This window comes from Pseudomonas sp. MYb541, from assembly GCF_037479595.1.
Lineage (GTDB): Bacteria > Pseudomonadota > Gammaproteobacteria > Pseudomonadales > Pseudomonadaceae > Aquipseudomonas > Aquipseudomonas canadensis.
The window spans coordinates 15,763-38,343 of record NZ_JBBGYS010000008.1 but is presented as its reverse complement, the minus strand read 5'-3'; the positions used below and the strand labels follow the sequence as shown (position 1 = coordinate 38,343).

At 58.5% G+C, this 22,581-nt stretch carries 16 protein-coding genes; 7 read left to right on the top strand and 9 right to left on the bottom strand.

Features of this window, described 5'->3' with window-relative positions:
• Positions 1-18: 18 nt before the first annotated feature.
• Positions 19-1,569 (top strand): trypsin-like serine peptidase, encoded by a 1,551-nt coding sequence (locus WH299_RS06945; protein ID WP_339549918.1) that lies wholly within the window; start codon positions 19-21, stop codon positions 1,567-1,569.
• Between the two features lie 9 nt (positions 1,570-1,578).
• A complete protein-coding gene (locus tag WH299_RS06940; protein ID WP_339549917.1) occupies positions 1,579-6,714 on the top strand; it encodes a hypothetical protein in 5,136 nt (1,711 codons plus the stop codon).
• A 68-nt stretch (positions 6,715-6,782) separates the two neighbouring features.
• On the opposite strand, the gene WH299_RS06935 is transcribed toward WH299_RS06940, so the two are convergent.
• Positions 6,783-7,580 (bottom strand): response regulator transcription factor, encoded by a 798-nt coding sequence (locus WH299_RS06935; RefSeq protein WP_339549916.1) that lies wholly within the window; start codon positions 7,578-7,580, stop codon positions 6,783-6,785.
• 138 nt (positions 7,581-7,718) lie between these two features.
• Between WH299_RS06935 and WH299_RS06930 the strand changes: the two genes are divergently transcribed.
• Positions 7,719-8,822 (top strand): polyamine ABC transporter substrate-binding protein, encoded by a 1,104-nt coding sequence (locus WH299_RS06930; RefSeq protein ID WP_339549915.1) that lies wholly within the window; start codon positions 7,719-7,721, stop codon positions 8,820-8,822.
• 59 nt (positions 8,823-8,881) lie between these two features.
• Entirely contained in the window at positions 8,882-9,133 is a 252-nt protein-coding gene (locus WH299_RS06925) for a hypothetical protein (protein ID WP_016979527.1), read from the top strand.
• A gap of 11 nt (positions 9,134-9,144) precedes the next feature.
• Here WH299_RS06925 and pdxR read toward each other — a convergent pair whose 3' ends face one another.
• Complete coding sequence (gene pdxR / locus WH299_RS06920) at positions 9,145-10,650, bottom strand: MocR-like pyridoxine biosynthesis transcription factor PdxR (RefSeq protein ID WP_339549914.1); 1,506 nt, start codon at positions 10,648-10,650, stop codon at positions 9,145-9,147.
• Positions 10,651-10,727: 77 nt separating this feature from the next.
• Between pdxR and WH299_RS06915 the strand changes: the two genes are divergently transcribed.
• Positions 10,728-12,389 carry a M24 family metallopeptidase gene (locus WH299_RS06915; protein ID WP_323625011.1) on the top strand — a complete coding sequence of 554 codons (1,662 nt, stop codon included), beginning with the start codon at positions 10,728-10,730 and terminating at the stop codon, positions 12,387-12,389.
• A 31-nt stretch (positions 12,390-12,420) separates the two neighbouring features.
• Here WH299_RS06915 and WH299_RS06910 read toward each other — a convergent pair whose 3' ends face one another.
• The 6 genes from WH299_RS06910 to WH299_RS06885 all read right to left on the bottom strand — a co-directional run bounded on the left by WH299_RS06910 (position 12,421) and on the right by WH299_RS06885 (position 19,636).
• Positions 12,421-14,160 carry a dipeptidase gene (locus tag WH299_RS06910; RefSeq protein ID WP_126571439.1) on the bottom strand — a complete coding sequence of 580 codons (1,740 nt, stop codon included), beginning with the start codon at positions 14,158-14,160 and terminating at the stop codon, positions 12,421-12,423.
• Between the two features lie 95 nt (positions 14,161-14,255).
• Entirely contained in the window at positions 14,256-15,473 is a 1,218-nt protein-coding gene (locus WH299_RS06905) for a phospholipase D-like domain-containing protein (protein ID WP_339549912.1), read from the bottom strand.
• Between the two features lie 52 nt (positions 15,474-15,525).
• Positions 15,526-16,173 (bottom strand): MotA/TolQ/ExbB proton channel family protein, encoded by a 648-nt coding sequence (locus WH299_RS06900; RefSeq protein ID WP_122725351.1) that lies wholly within the window; start codon positions 16,171-16,173, stop codon positions 15,526-15,528.
• A gap of 17 nt (positions 16,174-16,190) precedes the next feature.
• A complete protein-coding gene (locus tag WH299_RS06895) occupies positions 16,191-18,473 on the bottom strand; it encodes a TonB-dependent receptor (protein ID WP_028615753.1) in 2,283 nt (760 codons plus the stop codon).
• 24 nt (positions 18,474-18,497) lie between these two features.
• Positions 18,498-19,226: an energy transducer TonB family protein gene (locus WH299_RS06890; protein WP_028615754.1), complete on the bottom strand. Its 729-nt coding sequence runs from the start codon at positions 19,224-19,226 to the stop codon at positions 18,498-18,500.
• Between the two features lie 2 nt (positions 19,227-19,228).
• Positions 19,229-19,636: an ExbD/TolR family protein gene (locus WH299_RS06885; protein ID WP_005786670.1), complete on the bottom strand. Its 408-nt coding sequence runs from the start codon at positions 19,634-19,636 to the stop codon at positions 19,229-19,231.
• Positions 19,637-19,826: 190 nt separating this feature from the next.
• On the opposite strand from WH299_RS06885, the gene WH299_RS06880 reads away from it, so the two are divergent.
• Together WH299_RS06880 and WH299_RS06875 are read left to right on the top strand one after the other, a co-directional pair.
• Positions 19,827-20,381, top strand: coding sequence for a GNAT family N-acetyltransferase (locus WH299_RS06880; RefSeq protein WP_122725356.1), 555 nt, complete (start codon positions 19,827-19,829; stop codon positions 20,379-20,381).
• Positions 20,378-21,952: an alkaline phosphatase D family protein gene (locus WH299_RS06875; protein ID WP_339549910.1), complete on the top strand. Its 1,575-nt coding sequence runs from the start codon at positions 20,378-20,380 to the stop codon at positions 21,950-21,952. Before WH299_RS06880 ends, WH299_RS06875 begins: the two co-directional genes overlap by 4 nt.
• On the opposite strand, the gene WH299_RS06870 is transcribed toward WH299_RS06875, so the two are convergent.
• Positions 21,949-22,575 carry an alanyl-tRNA editing protein gene (locus tag WH299_RS06870; RefSeq protein WP_122725361.1) on the bottom strand — a complete coding sequence of 209 codons (627 nt, stop codon included), beginning with the start codon at positions 22,573-22,575 and terminating at the stop codon, positions 21,949-21,951. The two genes, WH299_RS06875 and WH299_RS06870, sit on opposite strands and share 4 nt — an antisense overlap.
• Between the last annotated feature and the right edge of the window lie 6 nt (positions 22,576-22,581).

Genomic DNA, 22,581 nt, shown 5'->3' with positions numbered 1-22,581 from the left:
TGGACGTGTCGAGTCAATTTGGCATTCACCACTGCTGCCATTCTCCGAGACCCTATTATGTTATATCGGCATTTCATCCCCTTTTTATTACTTGCTTTGTATTGTGTTACCGGTCAAATCCATGCCAGAGATTTGACTGAAGGAATGACTGATCAAACCTCATCCATGGTATTGCATAACCACGACCAGCGTTACTCGCTATGGTCTGGCATCGGTCATTTGAAAAACGCCATCGGCCAAACCTGCAATGCGATATTACTGGATACCCGAAACCGTCAGGATAATGCTGTCGGCCCAGCCTATGTGCTGACCAGTGGGCACTGCGTGTTCTTCAGCTACGGCACGGCATATATCAACCAAACCATTAAAGCGAGTATCACCTTCAGATACTTCCACGATACACCTGCACAGCACCGGACTTTCCGGGTTAAAGCTGCCCACTGGAGCAGCATGGTCGGCACCGATTTGGCGGTTCTTGAACTTGATACGTCACTGACCACACTCATCTCAGAGGGAATCATGCCACTCAAGCTCGCGACTCATCGCCATTCAGGCGAGCGTGAAGTGATCAATGTGGGATCCCCGACTGGGTTTCGACAGAACGGGCTGCGCATGAGCGTCTGCAAAGAAACGGGGGTAGACAGTTTTGTCGAGCATCCTGGCGTATTTCCTGGCGCGATAAAAAACCGTTGTCGAGGTCTTCAGTCCGGAAGTTCCGGAAGTCCGATGTTGGATCGCAGTACCAATGAAGTGACCGGTATTGTCAGCAAAGTAGCAGCGGTCATTAAAAACGACATCCTTAACAACTGCCAAAACAACTCGGCGTGCGAAGCGGCCAAGTTCAACTACAGCTATCCAGCCAACGACCTGCATCATTGTTTTGTTGATGGTCAATTCTTGAACAATACGGTGGATTGTCAGCTGAAAGCCGTCGAGGTCATCATTGAAGAACCGTGGAAACTGAATCCTTATGTGCATATGCAGCAGGACGTGCTTGGACGAAACGTCCGGCCCACCTGGAATATCAGATTCTCGCTCCAAAATGCTTACTATCGATTCAAGGCAGTACATGACGTTAAGGAATGTAGGTTTCCCAACGATTATCACAGCGCGATAGCGTCAACCGATGGCTATATCAATCAAGAGATCGGGCCGGCGCTAGGGGCTCATGTGCTGTGCATTATAGGGATAGACAGCCAGAACGAAGCCCTGACGCCTGCCTTGCTCCACAATGTATTCACGCACTCCGTGTTCTTGACCGCTGCAGCGCCTACACCGCGGATCAACCTGAGCTACAGCATCGATTGGGACAACCAATACACAGATTTCACTCACCACTACTTCTATATGGACGCTTCGAATGGCGCTTCTTGCCAAGACATCGACGATGTCCGCTACATACTTTTCACCGGCAGTACGACCTATCAGGTATCTGAGCTTCCCATCACGTTGTGCAGCTATGCACGCAACCTTGCGGGCCAACCATCGGCCGTACGTACGGGTGTAATCGAAAGATCAATGCTTTTCCCGCCCATACAAGCGGCGAAGCCATCGCCACGACGGCAATAAGGTCTCATCATGGAAGATAACCCTCCCTATTTTTTCACCGAAATACTTGCAACCAGAGATCAACTGACGGCGCGCCAACGCGCACGCGGCTTCACCCTTGAGGACCTGGACTGGTTCGATTCGGTGCACTTTGCCACCCATGCCGCACGCATGGCGCGCCAGCCTCCCATGCAGGTTGAGACCCTTCACCTGACCCTGCTCGGCAAGCCGTCCGTCGAACTCGCCGGTGCGTTCATGATGAGACCTGCGCCCGGTGGTGGCGCGTTCCTCTACACACCGTGCCGGGGCCTGGAAAGATTCGATAGCGTTGCCAGCGTAAAATCGACAATGAGTACATGGTTGGAGGTATCCGAACAACGAGAAGCGTTGTTTCGTTACCTGTCTCTCTCTCAGCGAGCGGCGTTGAGCACCAACCAAATACTCACGCTCACCACTGTATCCGTAGCCGGCGCCGTTTTTGAAGAGCAACAGCGCACACTTCAAAATAACCTGCGCAACAATGCTCAGGGCATGCTTGAGGAGCTGTACTCAACGCCAAGTTTGACGTCAATGCTGGAACAGGCGATCAATACGGCGCTGGCTGCACGCTTTCCGGGCTTGAATCAGCGCGATACACGCGTGAGCTGCCACATAGCCGAGACATCCCAAACCACAACTCGCTCATTGAGCGAAACCGTGCTTGCCTACTTCGTCGACAACAGTTGGCCTGCAGGCGAAACCCGGCAATACAGTAACCTTGGCAGAGCCCCCGACCCTCAGCAGTCAAACCGTGCGGCGGACGATCAGTTGCATTGGGAGAGGTCTGTACAAACGCTGGCCCAAGGGTTGATGGAGCAAATAAAAGCCCAGCTTTCACTATTTTGGGAGGCGGCGAGCCGAGCAGGGCCCTCGCGACTGGATTACTTTGCGGCGGCCATGAGCGACAGGTTCCGGGTCAGCCTGCTTGATCAGCAGCAACAGGCGAATATTTCCACGGACCAAAGTCTTGAAATCCAGACACTCCTGCTGACCTCCGATGCACTCTCTTCTGACAGTGCCAGCGCCTTGCGCGTCGAAAAAGTACTGTTGGGCGAATCAAATGTCTCCTTTGTTGAACTGGCCGGCGCCCTCATGATCCGTCCAATAGAAAGCGAGGCAGATGCACAGGCCATTCTTTATACCCCCAGTGAAGGCGTACTGGCGGACTCTGATGTGGAAGAGTTGAAAACGCGTCTTCAGGAGAGAGTGAACTCACCGAAGCAGCCTGACGACTGGAAGAGCTACCTGTCTCGACCGCAACGTTATTTCGATGTCAGCTTCAGTACCTCAACGGTCATTACAAGCCCTCTCACAGGAGCGGTGTTCCCGGGCCTGATGCGCACGGTCATCGAAAAACAGGCTCAGAACCTGGAATTTGGCCTGGAAATGTACCGTCAGAGCAAAGGCACCATGGACATCGACGCGCTGATTGACCATCTGCTTGATGTTCGCGCGATGATTGATCCAGCGTTACGGGGATTGGATGCCAAAGGACGTTGGAGTACTCAGTTGGCGGCGTCCTGGTACCCCTCTGCTGATTTTCCGCAAGAAGCGCAGTCAGCCCTGCAAACGGTTCGCACTGAACTGCGAGAACTCGAAAGTCTGCATACCGAACTGGAGGGCAAACTGGCAACTCGCCCGACTCTCTACCGTTCCGCCATCGCACAACTCAATTCTGAACTCTCCAGCACAGAAGAAGCCGTTCTCTATGCCGCGAATATTTTTATAAATACCTACAGCAGTCCTCCCGGTGATACCGAACGTCGTACACCGGTATCGTCGGTCAATATGGTCGACCATTTTCTGGCACGGTTCTGCGGGGAGTCAGGGCCCCTCACGCCTTCGCCCAACAGCGGATTCTTTGCAATAGCCTCCGAGGGTGTTGCTAAAAAGGTGCCCGATCTGGAATTACCCGCCTTCAACACAATCATCGAAACCTCGCTGAAAGGCTTTGAAGGCCACCTGCGTCTGGTGGACCAACGGTTTCCCGACCTGCGGCTTCTGCTCGAGAGGGCGATGACCGTTGGATTGAAGGCGGAAGCAAAGCTCAGGGTCCTGGACAATTCACTACGGCCCAGCGACCGGGCAATCATCCTGACGGTCCTCGACAGTTACAAACGTGATACGCGACGCAGCATGAACGCTTTCCGGCCCGATGCCTTGTCACTGACGCTGACGACTGCCGAGCGGGACGTCAGCGCCGCATTGAGCAACTGTTTTGTGCTAACCGAACGAGGGGGGCAAGATCCCGAATATTCCGGCAAAACCATTCTTTGGAGCCCAGCGCTGGGGTTGGAGGTTTTCAGTTCATTGGCCGCCCTCAGAACCACGTTGAACCAGCGCTTGCTTGAGCCCGAAGAACGCATTGCACTGCTGGAAAACCTCCCTCGGTCCGAACGTCTCCTGCATCAGGTCTATACCGTTGGGTCTTTCGAGTTGATCGAAGACGGCTTGGTCGCCTACCTGCACCAGCACTACGAGCAGCAAAGAAAATCCGAGATCACTCACCTGCTTAGCCCGAAGCTACCCGCCCAATACCTGCAGGACATTTGGCAGGTCCAAATAACGCAGACACTCGCACCGACTAACGTGGAGCGCTCTACGGCCATCGCCCAGGCACTGATCCTGCGGCACTCATTACCTGAATGGGTGGCCAACGCTCCCATCGCGGACCAGCAACTACAGGTTGAACTGCTCGAGCAGTATCGAAACAGCGTGGAAGCGGACAAAGACTACCTTCATGGTATCGACTCACTGGCCGATTTCACGCGCAACAAACTGTCAACGTTGTTACGCACGCTCGACAACCAGAGCCGCGTCACCCCCGATCAGATTGAAGTCACCGTCCCTGCACACAGGAACGCTGTCGACAAGACGTTGACCCTGGTCGATTACGCGACGAGCCATCGAGATGAATGGGGAACTAAAACCCCGCGCTTTACTTCGACGGGGTCAGCGTTGCTCTCCAGCCAGATGGACGCAAAAACCCTTACCACACACATCCAGGCGCTGAACGTCAGTGGCACCTATCAAGACTATCTACGAGGGCTCTTCGCGGCTGCTAATCCCGACCTGCTTGAGCGTCAACAGCGGTTCGCCCGGCAATTACCCTGGCAACTGATGCAACATGCACATGCCCAATTCCTGGCAAAGCAAATGACTGCAACAGCGTTCGGTTATATCCAGCAGATCATGGACATGCCGGATTCGATTGCCCGTGCTGCCGTTATAGGTGCCAATGCCACCATCCGCCCGCTTGAACTGCTGACCTCCATAGGCGCCACAGCGGTCAAAGTCGTGGGCATTTACGTGATCAGCTCTGCATCAGATCAGGGGCCTCACGTTCTCTATGCGCCTTACAGTCAAGGTCACTGCCTTAAGGAATATCCCGACGAAGCGAGTTTACTGACAGAACTCTGGTCACTTGGCCCGCTACAAAGTTGGGTGCTCAGGTTGCTTCCGCAGGCAGCAGAATCGGCAATCACGACGTTTTTCAACCCGAACAATGCCTCCAGAAGCTCGTTGCAACTGGCCTCAAATCCCATCGTCGGGTGCTTGTTCAAACAGCTATTTGCGGACAACTTCGAGCTGTTGTTGAAATTGTTGGGATGCCATTCCATCTCCAACGCCGCTGCCTATTGGAACCTGGCGAAGAGCGTTTTCTCGAGCGGTATATACCAAGGCATTCCGTTTCTGGCCGCAAAGCTGGAATACCCGTGGCTCGTCTGGCAGAGCTACAAACTGTTCAAGACTTCTGCCGACGCGTTGCAAGATCATCATTGGCGCACAGCAATCTCGCAGTTCGTGAGTGGCGTTGCGCAGATGGCATTGCTTCGCCAGTCAATGCCAGAAATTTCAGAGCAGACGTTACCTGTGCAACCTGATGCCATCGCGTCCGAAGCCGTTGCAACATGGCCAGCCATCGACATCACCGCGCCTGAAAGAACCCGGTTGCAACCCCATGAAGTAACCGATCTCGCGCTACAGGAGATGACCAGCGTTGGCGATCTTGGGCTCTACCAATCAGCTCAGAAACGCCACTATGCGCCCGTCGAAGGCAAAGTCTTTCAAGTCAAACAACAGGGTGAGCACTGGCGTATTTTCAGTTCCCTGGGAGATGGACCTCTGATACGAAAAAACACCCGCCAACAATGGATGCTCAGTAGCCAAGTTCCGTTACTGCATGCTCGACGAGCACTCGCTAAACTGAGCAATCAATTTTATTCATGCCCGGTAGCTCGTGAAGGTATGAATATCGAAGCATCCGGTATGAAAGCCATCCGAACCCTCTATCCCAAACGGGGTTTGATGATCACTGAAGCATTGGCCCTGGCGACCTATTATACAAAAAACGCGCAGGAGAACTTACGTCTGGTTGCCGCTACCCTACAAGCCTCCACTCCCACGCTCGCAGTTATCAAGGAGACCTTCGATTTACAAGTCGTAGAAGCGGAACATATCGAGAAAATACAGTCAGTGGTTGACAAGGTATTCAACGCTCTCACAGCCCCTTCACTCAATACCTTGAACTCAGAACGCTTCGTTGTTGGGGTTTCGCGCGGCACCTCGCCCCCTGGTAATGCGGCTGTCATGGCGTTTGTCGTGGTTCCGGACGCAGACCAGGTCATTTATTTAACCCAGGCGTTTTTCAAGCCTACGTTGGAGTACAAGCCGTTTCTAACCAAGCCGTTTTATGTCAACGTCCATGCCCGTGCTATCGCTCTCATTCATGAACTCTCTCATCATGTGTGCGCAACGGAGGACATTGCCCGCCTGGATGCCTGTCATCCATTTCTCGATCTTATCAGGAATGACACTCCGTATAACCGGGCCTTCAAAACACGCCTGAAACAGCGCCAGACTGAACGCCTGCGTCTCTTTACGCCGTTCACGGAACTGTTCCAGATCGTGAAGAATGTAGATCCACAAGGCAGCCTTTTACAGCATATTTTGTCGGTTACCGGGGGAGATGGACTCGACGATGCACGGCGAATATTTCGGAGTGACCCTCTCAAGAGAATGGATACGATTTTGAGCAACGCTGACTCCGTGGCGCTGCTGATCAGTCGACTTGGACGTCAGCTTGACCTCTCTCCCAGCGCAGGGGGGCGTCCGTCTACCGCGTAGATGATGCGTCTATGAAGAAAGGACCCGTGCGGCGAACCGCATTCTAGTCTTGAAGGTCCTATCGTTCGTCACGGGGCGGGTCCGGCAACGCCCTCCTGCCCAGGCAGGAAAAACCGTGCAAACAACTCGGACTGAGACTTGATGCTCAGCTTGTTGTAAAGGTTGCGACGGTGAACTTTGATGGTCTCGGTCGACAGGTTCAGCTTGCCGGCGATCTCTTTGTTGGAAAAACCGCTCAACAGCAGCCGGAGCACATCTTTTTCGCGCACTGTGATTTGTGCGCCAAGTTGCATGATCGCCTCAGACCACGGTGGCGGCTCGGCTTGGCTTTTTTCCGCATCACTCTCAAAGCACATGCGTTGATGCATCAATGCCATCACCCAGGGCTTGATCATGTCCAGCGTCGTGATCTGCTGCGGGCTGTATCGCACGTTGCTGCCAAATGACATGCACAGCGTCCTGTCAGCGTCGAGCTGTACGTTGTATTGCACCTCGTCCACGCTGACGTACTGGGCGAAATACTGGTGGTAATACTCGGTGGTCAGGAAGTGCTCCGGCGCGATGTCGGACAGATGGAAAAAACCACTCTGTGGGTTCTCCCGGTTGGCGATGTAAAACGGGTCCAGCAGGTACAGCCCTTTTACATAGCGCTGGGTCAGGGCGTCCACTTCGTCTGCATCGGCGACTTCGGTCAGGCTGATGACCTGCACCTGTTGGTCGCTGAAGATCAGCACAACCCAATTGTCGATCTGGACATATTCCTTTACCACGCGAACCAGCGAGCTCCAGAACGCCGGGCGGTTCAGCTGCATGATCAGCGTCCCGGCCGACCGATGCCAGGCCAGGTTGTGAAGGTCGAGCGACATTTACTACCCCTTTAGGGTTAGGTATTCATGGGGCTGGGCTAAGTACTTCTGGGTATTTACTAATCGGGCGTGCCGAGTATATTCACCCTCCAGTGGATGCAGGCCATGATGGCCTGTCGTTTTGACAAGGATAGCGAGATGAGTCAACCCCAATTGCGCGCCATTTTTATGGCTGCGCTGGTGTCTGTGTGTGTCAGTGCGCCGGTCTCGGCGGCCGAACCCCGGGTCAATCTGTATAACTGGTTCGGGCTGATCGCGCCGGAAACGCCCAAGGAATTTGAACAGAAAACCGGTACCCGGATGCACCTGGATGCCTTCGACAGTGCCGAGATCATGCAGAGCAAGGTCATGGCCGGGCGCACCGGGTATGACGTTGTCGTCGCCACCTCGAATGTCTTGCCCAGCCTGATCCAGGCCGGTGTGCTTGCGCCGCTGGACCGTTCCCAACTGAGTAATTTCTCGCACATCGATCCCGAAATGCTGGCGCTGCTGTCCGCCAACGATCCGGGTAACCGGTATGCCGTGCCGTATTTGTGGGGCACCACCGGCATTGGTTATGACGTGGATAAGGTCAAGGCCGCCCTGGGTGACAATGCCCCTGTGGACAGCTGGGACCTGATCTTCAAGGAAGAGAACATCAGCAAGCTCCAATCGTGTGGCGTGGCGATGCTCGACTCGCCGAGCGAAATCATTTCGATCGCCTTGCATTACCTCGGGCTGCCGAGCAACAGCCAGAACCATGAGGATTACCAGAAAGCCCAGGCGCTGCTGTTGAAGATCCGTCCTTACGTCCTCTACTTCGACTCTTCCAGGACCGACGCCGATTTTGCCGACGGCAATATTTGCGTGGTGGTGGGTTGGGCGAGCGGAGCGCTGACGGCGCAAGCCATCAATGAGAAAAACAACACCGGCCGCAAGATTGCCTACAGCCTGCCGCGTGAAGGCGGGCTGGTGTGGTCGGAAAATTTTGTGCTGCTCAAGGATGCGCCGCATGCCAAGCAGGGTCTGGCGTTCATCAACTACATGCTCGACCCGCAAGTGATTGCCAAGAGTTCCAACCACACGCTGTACCCCAACGCCAACAAGGATGCCACCGAGTTGGTCGAGCAGAAGTTGCGCGACAACCCCTGGATTTACCCGTCCAAAGAGACGATCGCCACCTTGGTTCCCCTGGAACCGTTGCCCTTGAAATTGGAGCGAATCCGCACGCGGGTGTGGACCAAGGTGAAGAGCGGGACCTGATCGGGTGAATGAATAGGCGGTCCGGGCTGCAGCAGACGTGTCAGTGAAGGAGAACCATCATGGGCCAAGCCGAATATCAGCGCGACGTGAAGTCGGACGATGACAAGGCGTACAAGGACATCGAGGAACAGATCGGCCACTGTACGCCCGAACAAGCCTGGGCCATGTATTACGTCTCCACGGGCATGGTGCGTGAGTACATTACGCGGGCGGTGATGGAGCATATCGGCCGGGGCAACCGGGCGCTGCTGCTGGAGTTCCCGGAGCTTGCCCGGACCGAGGAGCGATCACGCTTCCTGCTGCCGCTCTAACCGAATGCCGATCAGTGATGATCGGCATTTTTATGTGCGCGCGGGCTTGCCGCTTTAGCCAGGCGTAATGTGGCCTCGCGGATCTCTTCCTGGTTCAGCGAGGCGAAACCCAGGCGCAACGCATTTTCTGCTTGGTCCATCGGCGAGAACTGCCGGCCGCTGCGTACGACCAACCCGTGGTCAAGGGCCGCGCTTACTATCTGGTCAACATCGATTGCATCGTCGAAACGCACCCACAGCGCCAGGCCGCCTTCGGGCTCGCGCACCTGGATCCGATCACCGAACGCCGCCTGCAGGCAGTCTTGCAAGGTCTCACGGCGGGCGCGGTATTCCTTTGATACCCGGCGCAGGTGCTTCTTGAGTTCGCCATCGTTGATCAAGTCGGCAAGCATCTTCTGCGCGACCGCATCGGCATCGCCCAGCATCAGTGCGGCATTGCTATGCAGGGCTTCGACCACCTGCGTGGGAGCCACCACATAACTGCAGCGAAACGTCGAGCCGAGGACCTTGGACAACGAACCGACATAGATCACATGTCGCTGCGCGCGATCGCTGGCCAGGGGCAGGTAGGGGCGCCCGCTGAAGTGAAATTCGTGGTCGTAATCTTCTTCGATGATGCAGAAGTCATGCAGCGCCGCCAATGCCAGCAACTGTTGCCGCCGCGCCGCGTGCAGGCTCACGGTGGTGGGGAACTGGTGGTGTGGCGTGAGGTAGATCATCCGCACCTTGTACTCGCGACACAGGCGATCGATCTGGTCCGTGCGACAGCCTTCTTCGTCGATGTCCACCGTGACCAGTTGCGCACCCAACCTGCGGAAAATTTCCCATGCTGGCGGGTAACTCAGGCGCTCCACCAGCACCACGTCGCCGGGTTTGAGCAACAGGCTGGCGGTCAGGTACAGCGACATCTGGGTGCCTTGGGTCAGGCAGATGTTTTCGGCGCTGACCGTCAACCCACGGTTGTTGCGCAGCATCTCGGCCAGCGCGCAGCGCAGATGATAGCCGGTGCCCTCGCTGCCGTAGCGCAGGGTGTTGGACGCAAAGCTGTTACGCAGGGCATTGCGGTAGTAGCGGTGCAACACGGCTTGGGGCAGCAGGCGGTGGTCGCTGGTGCCGTTGTCGAAAAACAGCGCGTCATGCCGGTGATTCAGCGCTGTCACCTGAGCGTTCTGGGCGAAATAGGGCGCGGTTGTCTGCGCCAGGATGGGCGGCGCGAAGGGCGCCTGCGCGCGGCTCGGCAGTTGCTTGGCCGTCAACTGCGCATTGACGAAGGTCCCGCGCCGCGGCTCGCTGACCAGCCAGCCCTTGGTCATGGCCTCTTCGTAGGCCAGGATCACGGTCTTGCGGTTGACGTCGAGCAACTGCGCCATCTCCCGGGTGCCCGGCAGCAAGGTGCCGGGCGGCAATCGACCTTCAACGATCGCGGTCACCAAGCCTTCGGCAATCTTGCGGTAAGACGCCTGGCTTGCACTGTCGTCCAGCTTGAGCAGCGGGCGCCATTTTCGCATCTGGACCATCTAAAGTATCCGAAACTGGAGGTTTTAATGGGCCTAGTCTAGCGCAACAATCACGGCTCACTCACCCCGAGGTTGTTATGAATACACGTCATGTCATCGAACTGTCCCCCTCGGGGAAAACCTTTGAGGCCGGTGATGAACTGTTGCTGGATGCAATGCTCGCCAACGGCTTGTCGGTGCCGTTTTCTTGCCGACGCGGTGCCTGTGGCTCCTGCAAGGTGGTGGTCGCAGAAGGCGCGTACCGGGCCAAACACTTGGCGCCGGATGCTCCCGCGCCGTGTTATCCGTTGGCAGCCAACGAGATGTTGTTGTGCCAGAGCCACGCCTGCGGCGACATGCGCCTGGAAATCCCCGGCTGGTCGCTGGACACACCCACGCTGGTGGTCGAGGCACAGGTCGTGAGCAAACGCGCACTGAGCCCCGACATCATTGAGTTGGTGGTGATGCCGGACAGACCGCTGGCGGTGCGGGCGGGCCAGTACCTCAAGTTCCGCCTGGTCGACGGCGACTCGCGGTGTTTCTCGATCGCCAACCTGCCGGCCGAAGATGACGGGCGCCTGGTCTTTCAGATTCGCCAGGTGAGGGGCGGGCTGTTTTCCGAGACCCTGCTGGCCCACCTTGAAGCCGGCGATCTGTTGCAACTGGAAGGACCGTTTGGCGCCTGTACCTGGCAGGACAATGACAATGCGCCCGTCGTCTTGTTCGCCACGGGCACCGGCTACGCGGGTATCAAGCCCATCCTGCTGACGGCGTTCACGCGCGATGTGGATGTGACCTTGTACTGGGGCGGCGGGCAGCCAGCCGATTTCTATGACCGCGCGTTCCTGGATCAATCGGTCAATGATCACCCACGTTTTCACTGGCACCCGGTGTTGGCTTCCCAAGGGCGAGTGCAAGAAGTTGCCTTGAACCATGGGCATGACTGGGAAGCTGCCCAGGTGTATGCCTGCGGTAATGGCGCAATGATCAGCCAGGTGCGCACGGAGTGTCTGCACGCCGGCTTGCCCGGCCATCGATTCGTCGCGGAGGCCTTTGTGCCCAGTGGCCGGTCGAGTGCCGGCACGACGCACAAGGCGCTGCACCCGATCTGGGAGAAAGTCGGCCCACGTTATTCACTGGACGGCATGCTGGCCGCGCGCGATCAGTCAATCCGTGCCTTGGCGGCCATTGCCAGCCGACTGCAGGTGGGCATGACCACCGGCGAAGCCCTCGACATGGCCGCCGACCAACTGCAAGCCATGGGCGCTTCCCACACCTGGCACCCGACCTATATCCGCTTTGGCGACGACACCGTACGCCCACCCCGCGAAGGCATTGACCGCCAGCGCAGGCTGCGCGCCACCGATATCGTCGTGGTGGATTTGGGCCCGGTGTGGGACGGTTACGAAGGCGACTACGGCGATACCTTTGTGTTCGGTGACGCGCCGCTGCACCTGGCGTGCAGGACCGCACTGCATGAGGTGTTCGACGAAACCCGCGACGCCTGGTTGCGAGGCTTAACCGGTCGCGAACTGTATGACTTTGCCGAACAGAGCGCGGTGTCAAAAGGCTGGAGGCTGGCACGTAATCTCGCGGGCCATCGCCTCGCGGATTTCCCCCACGCGCTGTTCGAGAACAAGGAGCTGGCTGATCTGGAGATCCCGCCGAGTGAAATGGCCTGGGTCCTGGAAATCCAGCTGTGCCATCCCACGGAACCGGTCGGTGGTTTTTTCGAGGATATGTTGATGTTGCAGGCCTGAAGAGCCCGCCGTTGCGGCGGGCTGCTTTTTATCAGAGCTTCGGCAGTTGGCCGATACGGCCCATCATTTCGGTGACGATTTGCAGGTCCAGCAGGAACTGGTCAACCGTCTTGAACTCGTTGTCGGTGTGCCCTGTGTACTTCACTTCCGGGCGCGCCAGGCCGAATTGCACGCCGTTGGGCAGTTCATGCACGGAGGTTGCGCCGGCCGAGGTGCCGAACTTGTGCTCCATACCCAGATTTTCACTGGCCACGGCCAGTAGGGCTTTCACCCATTCACCTTCCGGGTTGCGGTACATCGGCTCGGCCACCGAGTAGGTGAAGCCCACCTTGACCTTGGTTTTTTTGTCCCAGGCGCTCAATTTTTCGGCGATCTCGGCTTTGAGTTTTTCCGGTGACTTGCCCTTCGGCACGCGCAGGTTCACTGCCAGTTTGAAGGCCTTGTCATCCAGGCCGACAAAGGTCAACGAAGTAGTCAGCGGCCCCATGAAATCATCAGAGAAGCCCACACCCAACTTGCCGCCCAGGTAATCCAGGCCCCAGTTGTCGGACGCATAACGTGCAGCATCCGTGATGTGGTTGTGCTTGAGGGCGATCTTGCCATCGACGCTATGGATCAGCTCCAGCATGCGCGCCACCGGGTTGACCCCGGACTCCGGCTCGGACGAGTGTGCGGACACGCCGGTGACGGTCAGCTTGACGTCTTTGCCGTCGACCTTGGCGGCCACTTCAAAATCGCCACCGTTGTTCTTGGCGTATTCAGTACCGGCCTTTTGCAGACTGGCAGCCAGCTCGGCAGGCTTGTCGCTCACGAACGTCGCCACCGAGGCTGACGGAATCTGGTTGGTCGCCATGCCGCCGGTCATCGAAATGATTTCCGCGCCTTTACCTTCACCCTTGCGGCGCGGGAAGGTGGCCATCACCGTGCCGTAGCCTTTCTCGGCGATCACCACCGGGTAGCCGCCATCCAGCGCCAGGTTGTATTGCGGTGTCGGGTTCTTTTCGAAGTAATACGGAATTGCGTCGCCGGAGGTTTCTTCGGTGGTGTCCACCAGCAGCTTGAAATTGCGTGCCAGCGGCAGTTTCTCTTCCTTGATCACCTTCATGGCATACATCGCCACTACGATGCCGTTCTTGTCATCCTCGGTGCCACGGCCGTACATGCGGTCACCGATCAGCGTGACCTTGAACGGGTCGAGCTTGGTGCCGTCTTTCAACACCCAGTTTTCCGGTGTCACTGGCACCACGTCGGCGTGGGCGTGGATACCCACCACTTCATCACCGCTGCCTTCCAGGGAAATTTCGTACACACGGTTGTCGATATTGCGGAAGGTCAGGTTAAAGGCCTTGGCCAGTGCCTCGATCTTGCCGGCGATCTTGATGAATTCCGGGTTCTTGTACTGCGGCAGGCCGTCCACGTTAAAGGTCGGGATTTCCACCAGTTCGCGCAGGGTTTCGGTGGCGGCCTTGCCGTACTTCACTCGGGTGTAGATACCGAGCAGGCGATTGATCTCGTTCTGCTGATCCGCGCTCAAGGTTTTGTTATCAAGAAACGCACTGATTGCCGGGCCTACATCGCTGGTCTTGCCCAGATCGCCCTTGGCCAGGGCGCCGAGGAAACCACGGAAATCGGTGACGGACGTCTCGTCGAAATGCTTCAGAATCGCTGTGCTTTGGTCCGGGGTGATGTTGGCGAAAGCGGGGCTGGAGATGGCCGAAAGGCTCGCCGCGAACAGGGTGGCAGCCGCCAATTGCTTGAGTGGAAAGTGCATGAAGGGACGCATTCCTTTGCAGGTAGTGAGTAGGACGTTTCTGATCAATCTGTCAGAAACATTTCCACACACTACCACTACTCAGGTGCCTCTGGTCAATGCTGGCCAGGGTGGGGCTCGGGGTACTCCTCGGTCACGTTCAAGGCTCTAGCGTAGGGTCCGTCCCACAATTGCTCATGCAATGCCCCGACACGCTTGGCCATCGCTTCGCTGCGCATCACCACTTCCAGATTGCGCGAATTATCCAGATACCCGCCCAGCCAGTTGCTGGTGCCGATCCAGGCAACCTGTCCGTCGATCTCCATGGTCTTGCTGTGGATTACCCGCGCATACGGGATAAAACCTTGCTTGGCCTCGGGGAGGGTGACGATTTTGATTTGCACGTTGGGCAGCACCGCCAAGCTTTTGAGGTAGGGCAGTTCCAGCTTGTCGGTATTCCAGTTGGACACCATCAGCTTGATCGACACCCCACGTGCCGCCGCCGCACGGACGGCATTGTCGATCACCGCGTAGTACGGGCGGGTCTTGTCCGGTCCGTAGGACAGTGGTGCGTAGTCCAGCAGTTGCACGCGCACTTCGTGTTTCGCTTCGCTCAGTAAACGCGGCAGTTCCAGCTGTGAATCGCCTACGCCCGGTGGGTTGTAGCGTTGCGGGCTGGCGACCAGGTAGTTACCGGTGCGCGGTGGTGCGTTGCTCACGGCAGGCAGCGGCACCGGTTGGTTGTCGGCCAAGGCCTGCTGGGCTTTCCAGTCCTGTTCGAAGATCGCCTGCACCTGGCTCACCACGGTTGGGTCGGTGATACGCAGCCCGGTTTCGTGGATATGTTCCAGCGAGCGCCAATCGAAATTCTGGCTGCCGACAAACGCCTGCTTGCCATCCACCACCAGGTATTTGGCGTGGATGATCCCACCGCTCACGCGCGCGTAGGGCAGCACACGAAAGGTCAGGTTGGGGATCGCGCGCAGGCGTTCCAGGGTGGCCGTTTCCGACAATTTGATGCCTTTTTCTTCCAGCAAAAAGCGAATCTTCACACCGCGTTTGCCGGCGGCTTCCAGGCGTTCGATCACACGGTCCATCACGGAGCCTGGGTGATCGGCGGCGTAGAACTGGCCAATGTCGATACTGTTTTTTGCGCCGTCAAACAGCTCGCTCCACACTGGGCCGGGCTGGCGCAAGTCGTCGGTGCCGAGGGCGGTGTCCACCGGCACGGTATGCACCAATTCAAAGCCCGGAATCGAAAAGTCCGCCTGGGCCAGCGGACTCATGAGCAAGCCTGCCAGGCCAGCGATGCGCAATTTCAAGGAAACGGACATAGGGATTCCCATCACAAAAGAAAGCGGGCGCATTGCGCGCCCGCTGTTGCGTTCAGGCCGTGCGGCTGTGCAGCGGCGTCGGCACCAGGTGCGGTACTTCACTCTGCACGCGGGCGCCGGTGGCGGCGCGGATCAGCAGGATTTTCAGCTGATCGTTGATGCGCTCCAGGCTGTCCTGGAAGAAGTTATGGAACACCACGCAGAACAGCGCGATGGCGATGCCCAGGCCGGTGGCGAACAAGGCCGTGCCGATACCACCGGAAATCTGCCCTGGGTCGGACACGCCCGCCGTGGCCAGCGCCTTGAAGGTGTCGATGATGCCGAGGATGGTGCCCAGCAAGCCCAACAGCGGCGCGGCGGTGGTGATGGTTTCGATGATCCATAGGCTGCGGGCCAGTGGTGCACGGGTGGTCAGGTACTGGGTTTCGATGACGTCATCCAGGTCCTTGCGCGAACCTTGTGAGGCTTTCTGCGCCAGCACCGGCAACACCATGCTCAGCGGCAGGCTGTCACGGCGGGTCAGGCTCTGCGGCAGGTCGCGTTCGCTGTGCACATTGGCGCCCAGTACCTCGGTCAGCGCGCGGGCTTGGCGGCGTACGTAGGCGAAGTAAATCCCGCGTTCGATGGTGATAAAGATCGCGATGGCCATCGCGGCATACATCACATAAAAGGTGATGTCGTGGAGCAGGTTCATGTCCATGTTCAGTTACCTCGCAATTAGAAGTTGGCTTCCAGGGAGACCGTCACGGTGCGTTCCAGGCCTACGATGTAGGCCGGGTCGCCGTCGCGGAAACCGCTGTAGCTGGCCGCGTTGGTCTTGGTGGTGTACACGCCGTCCAGGTACTTCTTGTCGAACAGGTTGTCGACGTTCAGGCGCAGGGTGGCGTCCTTGACCACCTTCTTGTCCACCGGCAGGTAGATACCCGCGCCGGCGTTGAACACGGTGCGCCCGGAGATGGCTTCGTCGTTGGTCAGGTCGCCGTAGAGCTTGCTGGTGTACTTGCCGCCGAAGGTGCCGTAGAAGCGGCCGTCGTCGTAGCCGATGTTGGCGGCCAGCATGTTTTTCGGCACGTTGGCGAACTGCTTGCCGCTGGTGGGCAACAGGATGGCTTTGCCGGCGTTGTACACGGTCAGGTCGTCTTGCTGCTCGGCCTTGGTGTAGGTGTAGGAGGTGTAGTAGTTGAAGTGATTGGGCAGCAGGCCGCTCCACTCCAGCTCCAGGCCGCTGTTGTTGACGGAGCCGGCGTTGATGTCGGCGAAGTCGCCGTTGATGTCGCGCGACGACACCTGGCGATCCTTGAACTGCATGTAGAACAAGGTGGCGGCCACAGTCATGTCTTCATCGGTGTAGCGCCAGCCCAACTCGTGGTTCCAGCTGGTTTCAGGCTTGGAGTCGATGGAGCCGACACCCTTGTCGTACAGCACATAGTTCTGCGGGATGCGCATGTTGCGCGACAGGCTGTAGAACAACTGATCGCGTTCATCCAGCTGGTATTTCAGGCCGGCGTTGGGCAGCAGTTTGTTGTAGGTCTGGTTACGTTTTTCCGGCTGCTCGGTGAGGCTGCCGTGGTTGGTGCCGTCACGCTTGACGTTCATGTAGGCCAGGCCGGCGATCAGGGTCCAGTCCGAGTTGATGTACCAGGTGTCCTGGGCCCAGACCTTTTGCGCCGGAGTGATGGTGAAGCGGTCGCGACCCTGGATGGTGTTGCCATTGGCATCGACCACGGCCTCGTTGGAGTCCGGCCAGGTGTCGACCGGCTTGCCACTGGCCTTGAGCGGAATGAACGGCTGGGTCTGGCTTTGACGTGCGCGCTCGTACCAGTAGCCGACTTGCAGGCTGTGATCGCCCAGGTCCCAGTTCAGTTTGGTGGTGATGCCCGGACGCCAGGTCTGGGTGCGCGAAGGGCGGTAGTACACGCCGTTGTTCGGGGTGCCGTCGGCGTTGTATTGGGCACCGGTCGGCAGGTTGCCCAGGTCGAACACGCCGCCTTGATTGGAACCGCGGTTTAGCGCATAGCTGGACGAACCGACGCCGCTGCCGTTACCCCAGTAGTAATACGGGATCACCGACAGCGCGAGGTTGTCCGCCAGTTTGAACTGGGTGTTGAGCACGGCGGTGAATGTCTGGAACGGGTTCTGCGCCAGGGCGTAGTAGCTGTTGTACTTGCCGTTGCTGCCCACGGTAGGCGTGGCCGGGTAGGGGTCGTACTTGCGGCCGTTCTGCTGGTACTGGGCCTTGGTCAGTTGGCTGTAGCTGTTGTTGTCCTGCTCGTGGTACTTGAGGATCAGGTTGGCGGTGTTGCCATCGCCGGCGTCGAAGAAGCTGTTCCACTCGACTTTGTCCGCGCGCACGGCGCCCGAACCGCGCCACATCTGGCCTTCGGTGTGGGACGCCGACAACCAGTTGCTCAGGCCATTGATCTCGCCGGTGTTGAGGCGGGCAAAGGTCTTGCGCGTGGCGTTGCTGCCCATCACCTGTTTGACGAACGCCCCGGTTTCCTTGGTCGGGCGAATGGTCACGATGCCGATGTTGCCGCCACTGGAACCGATGTGCGGGCCGTCGGCCTCCGAAGAACCTTGGGTGACGAAGATCTGCTCGATGTTTTCCGGGTCGCCCAGCAGGTTGGAGTACAGCGCGTAGTTGCCGGAGTCGTTGATCGGCATGCCGTCCACCGACATCCCCACCTGGTCGGAGTTGAGCCCGCGCATGGTGAAGCGAAAGCCGGACAGGCCGGTGTTGTCTTCGCTGGAGATGTTCAAGCCCGGCGTGTACTTGAGCTTGTCCACGGCGTTGCCGGTGGCGGTCTGTTTATCCAGCGCTTCCTTGGTCACGGTGGAGCGGCCCTTGATGCTTTCTTCCTGCACCATGTAGCCGCCACCTGCCGTGGCCTTGCCCTGAACCCCAATCGTCCCGACGTCGCTGTTGCTGGTGTCGGCCATGACCATTCCATGGCCCATGCTTGCGGCAACGAGTGCCAGATGAATCCGTGTGAACCTCATCTCTGTCGTCCTGGTGTCGGGTGCTTATTGCACGCTGTAGTTGAAGGTGGCGGTGAAGCGCTGCTCATTGCGGCCCCCGAAGGCTTGCTCGGGGAACGGCTTGACTTGCTTGATACGACGCAAGCTGTTGGTAGCGGCCCGGTTGAGCAACATGCTTGACGCCTGGGTCTGCAAACCGGAGTCGAGAACCCGACCCTGGCGGTCTACCAGCAACCAGACCACCACTTCGCCGGTGGGGCGTTCGAGGGAGGCCTGGCGTCCGGTGGGGTACTGCTTGTAAGTGTCCAACTCGTTGCGCAAACCCTTGAGGTAACCGCCTTCCAGCGCTTGGCCATCGACCTTCGGTGGTGCGGGCGGCGCGGGTGTCGGCGCGGCCTGGGCCACGGGCGCCGGTGCCGGTTTGGCGGCGACCGGTGGTGGTGTCGGGGCGGGCGTTGGCTTGGCGACCACTGGCTTGGGCACAGGTTTTGGCTTGGGCTCAGGCTTGGGTTTCGGCAACGGTTTAGGTGGCGGCGGTGGTGGGGCGGGCTCGGCCTCTTCATCCTCGATCACCGGCGGTGGCGGCTCTTGTTCCACCACCGGCTCGGGGATCACTTCCGGCTCTGGCTCGACCAGCGCCAACTCGACCGCCGACTCGTCATACACCGGCTCGACCTTCAAGGTCTGGGACTGGATACCCAGTGCAATCAGCACCAGGGCGATCAGGGCCGGGACACTGCCCAGCAGCTGACGCGCACGAAACAAGACGTACATGATCAGGACTTACGCGTGGCAATGGACACGGAGGTAAAGCCACCCAGACGCAGGGTGTCCATCACCTCCACCAGGCGCGAAACCTCCACGCCTTTGTCGCTGTTCACGATGATGGTCGACTTGGTGTCAGGCTTTTCGGCCGCCTTTAGCGCCGGCACCAGCGCATCGACTGTGAGGTCCTTGCCATCCAGTTGCAGTTGGCCTTCCAGGCCCAGGGTGAGGATGAATTTGTTCTGTGGTTTGAGCTGCTGTGAACTGCTGGCGCTGGGCAGTTGCGTCTTCATGCCGAGGGCCGGAATCACGTTCAGGCTCACGAGTACGAAAAACACCAGGAGGAACATCATCACGTCGATCATCGGGATCAGTTCGATGTGCGCCTTGCGTTTTTTCGGTTCGTCCCAGGTTCTCATTCCGTTACCCCGTTATTGAATTAGGGGCGACACGCTAACAACCAAAAATGACCGATTGGTTAACTTTAATTGACGTTTTGAGGGCTCTAGGACAAGTCTTTCAGGCGATTCTCAAGACATTTTTGTGACGTAACAGAATTGACATGCAGCCGGGGCATTCTCAGAAACTTTACATCGAGGGCCCCTGGAAATGAGCCGTGAACTGCCACAGATATCCACCCCGCGACTGTTAATGCGCGCACTGGAAAACCACCAGGCCGAGACGCTATGTACCCTCGCCAACGGCCCGAAAATCGCCGACAACACGGCGAGTATTCCATCGCCCTACACCCTCGAAACAGCGCAGGATTTTATCGAGGGCATGCAGGCAAAATTTCGCTCTGATGGGTTGTTGAGCCTTGGGGTGCATGTACGCGACACCGGTGAATTGATCGGTATCGCCAGCCTGCGCATCAATGCGAAACATCACTATGGGCATCTTGGCGGCTGGGCGGCGGCGGACGCGCGCAACCTGGGTTATGCGACCGAAGCGGCCACCGCGCTGATGGACTACGGGTTTGCCGAATTGGGCCTGCATCGCGTGGGCAGCCAGTGTTTTAGTCGCAACAAAGAGTCGGCGCGAGTCATGGAGAAAATCGGCCTGCAGTACGAAGGCTGCATGCGCGGGGCATTTCTCAAGAACGGCGTGCATGAAGACATGTTGGTGTTCGCCACCGTGCGTGAGGAGTGGGAGTTTCGGCCGTGAGTGGCGAGGTAGATCATGGCCGACGCCGGGTGCTTGCCGGGCTGGCTGTCGCCACCACGTTTTCGATCCTCAGTCCGTTTGCGCGCAGTGCCGGCGTGGATTATCCGTTCACCCTCGGCGTGGCTTCCGGTGACCCGTTACCCGATGGGTTTGTGATCTGGACGCGCCTGGCGCCGTTGTTCAATGCCGTGGATGGCCGGGGTGGCTTGGGCCGTTCCGTGCCCGTGCGTTGGCGGGTCGCCAGCGACGCCGCGATGACCCGCGTGGTGCGCCAAGGCGAAGTCATGGCCAGCGAGCGCTGGGGGCATTCGGTGCATGTAGAAGTCGCGGGGCTCGAGGCGGGCAGACCGTACTGGTATCAGTTCGAAGGGCTGGGTGCGCAAAGCCCAGTGGGGCAGTCGCGCACAGCACCGGCCGTGCATGCCATGGCGTCGGCGCGTCTGGGGTTTGTCTCGTGTTCCCATTGGGAGCGCGGCTATTTCAGTGCCTATCGCCATTTGGCAGAGGAACAGCCCGACCTGGTGTTCTTTCTCGGCGACTACATCTACGACAGTTCCTACGCGGCGGATTCGGGCAAGATCATCCGCCCTCACGGCAGCGGTAATGCGGTGAGCCTGAGCGACTATCGCAACCGCTACGCCCTGTACAAAACCGATCCGGATCTACAGGCCTTGCACGCCGCTGCACCGAGCGTGGCGACCTGGGACGATCACGAAGTACAGAACGACTACGCCAACCGCTGGTCCCAGGACCCGAAGATTCCGGTCGGGCAATTCCTGCAGCAGCGTGCGGCAGCCTACCAGGCTTACTACGAGCATATGCCGCTGCGTGCCAGCAGCTTGCCGAAGGGGCCGGACATGCGCATTTATCGGCGCCTGGACTACGGCCGACTGGCCCGTTTCCACGTGCTGGACGGCCGGCAATACCGTTCCGAACAACCGTGCATTCCGGCCAATGGCAGCCACCAGGGGCATATCGCCGATAACCTCTGTCACGACTTGCGCGACCCTGGCCGCACCATGCTTGGTTGGCAGCAAGAAGCCTGGCTGGACCAGGGGTTTGCCCAGTCGAAGGCGCAGTGGAACATCATCGCTCAGGACCTGCTGGTGGCGCCGCTGACCCAGCGTGATCTGACCAACCACAAGCCGGGGCGTTGGACCGACGGCTGGGATGGCTATATGGCAAATCGCAGACGGATGCTGGCGTCCATCGAGCGTAACCGGGTCAGCAACCCGGTGTTCTGGGGGGGTGATATCCATTCGTTCTGGGTGACGGACTTGCATGCCGATGGCAATAACCCGGACTCGCGGGTGGTGGCCACGGAATTTGTCGGTACGTCGGTGACCTCCGATGGGCCGCCCTTTGATGCGTTCAGCAAGCTGCTGCCGCTCAACCCGCATGTGAAGTTTTTCGATAGCCGCCAGCGGGGGTATGTGTCGGTGGAGGTGGGGGAGGGCAGGATGCTCACGAACCTGCGCGTGATTACCGACCCCCGCGACCCGATGGCCACCGTGTCGACCCTCAAGTCGTTTGTGGTGGAACCGGGGCGGGCGGGGGCGAGTGAGGTTTAATCGAGTTCGTAGCGCACGGACAGCGCGCCCTTTTTCTCTGACAAGGCCAGGATGGTCACTTGGCCCAACTCGCTCAGTGCCTGTACATGAGTGCCGCCGCAGGCGTACGCGGGCAATTCGCCAAAGCCGACTTCGCGGGTGCCGTCTTCCAGGTTCATGTGCCGTGGGTAATCCGCAGCGATCCATTGGTTGACCTGTTGCTGGATCGCCTCGGCGTCCATGGCTTGCGCCGCTTCGCCACGGATGAAGGTGATCTTGCCTTCGCCGGGCCAGTGATGGGCCTTGATCGGCATCCAACCCAAGGTCTCGCCCACGTTGCCGATCAAGTGCCCGGCGGAATGCAGCCGGGTGTTCAACATACGGCGCTGTTCATCGACCCTTGCGGTGATCGGACCCGGTTCCAATGGCCGGTCGACGTAGTGCACCACGCGGTCGGCTTCCTGGGTGACGCGCAGCACAGTGGCTTCACCGAGCCAGCCGGTATCGAAAGGTTGCCCACCGCCCTGTGGGTGAAAAATCGTCGACTGCAGGATCACTGCAAATTGCTCCTCGTGGGGTGTGCAGCTCAATACTTCCAGCTCGGCAGTCAGGTGATCGTGGGTAAAAAACAGGCGCTCGGTCATCATCTA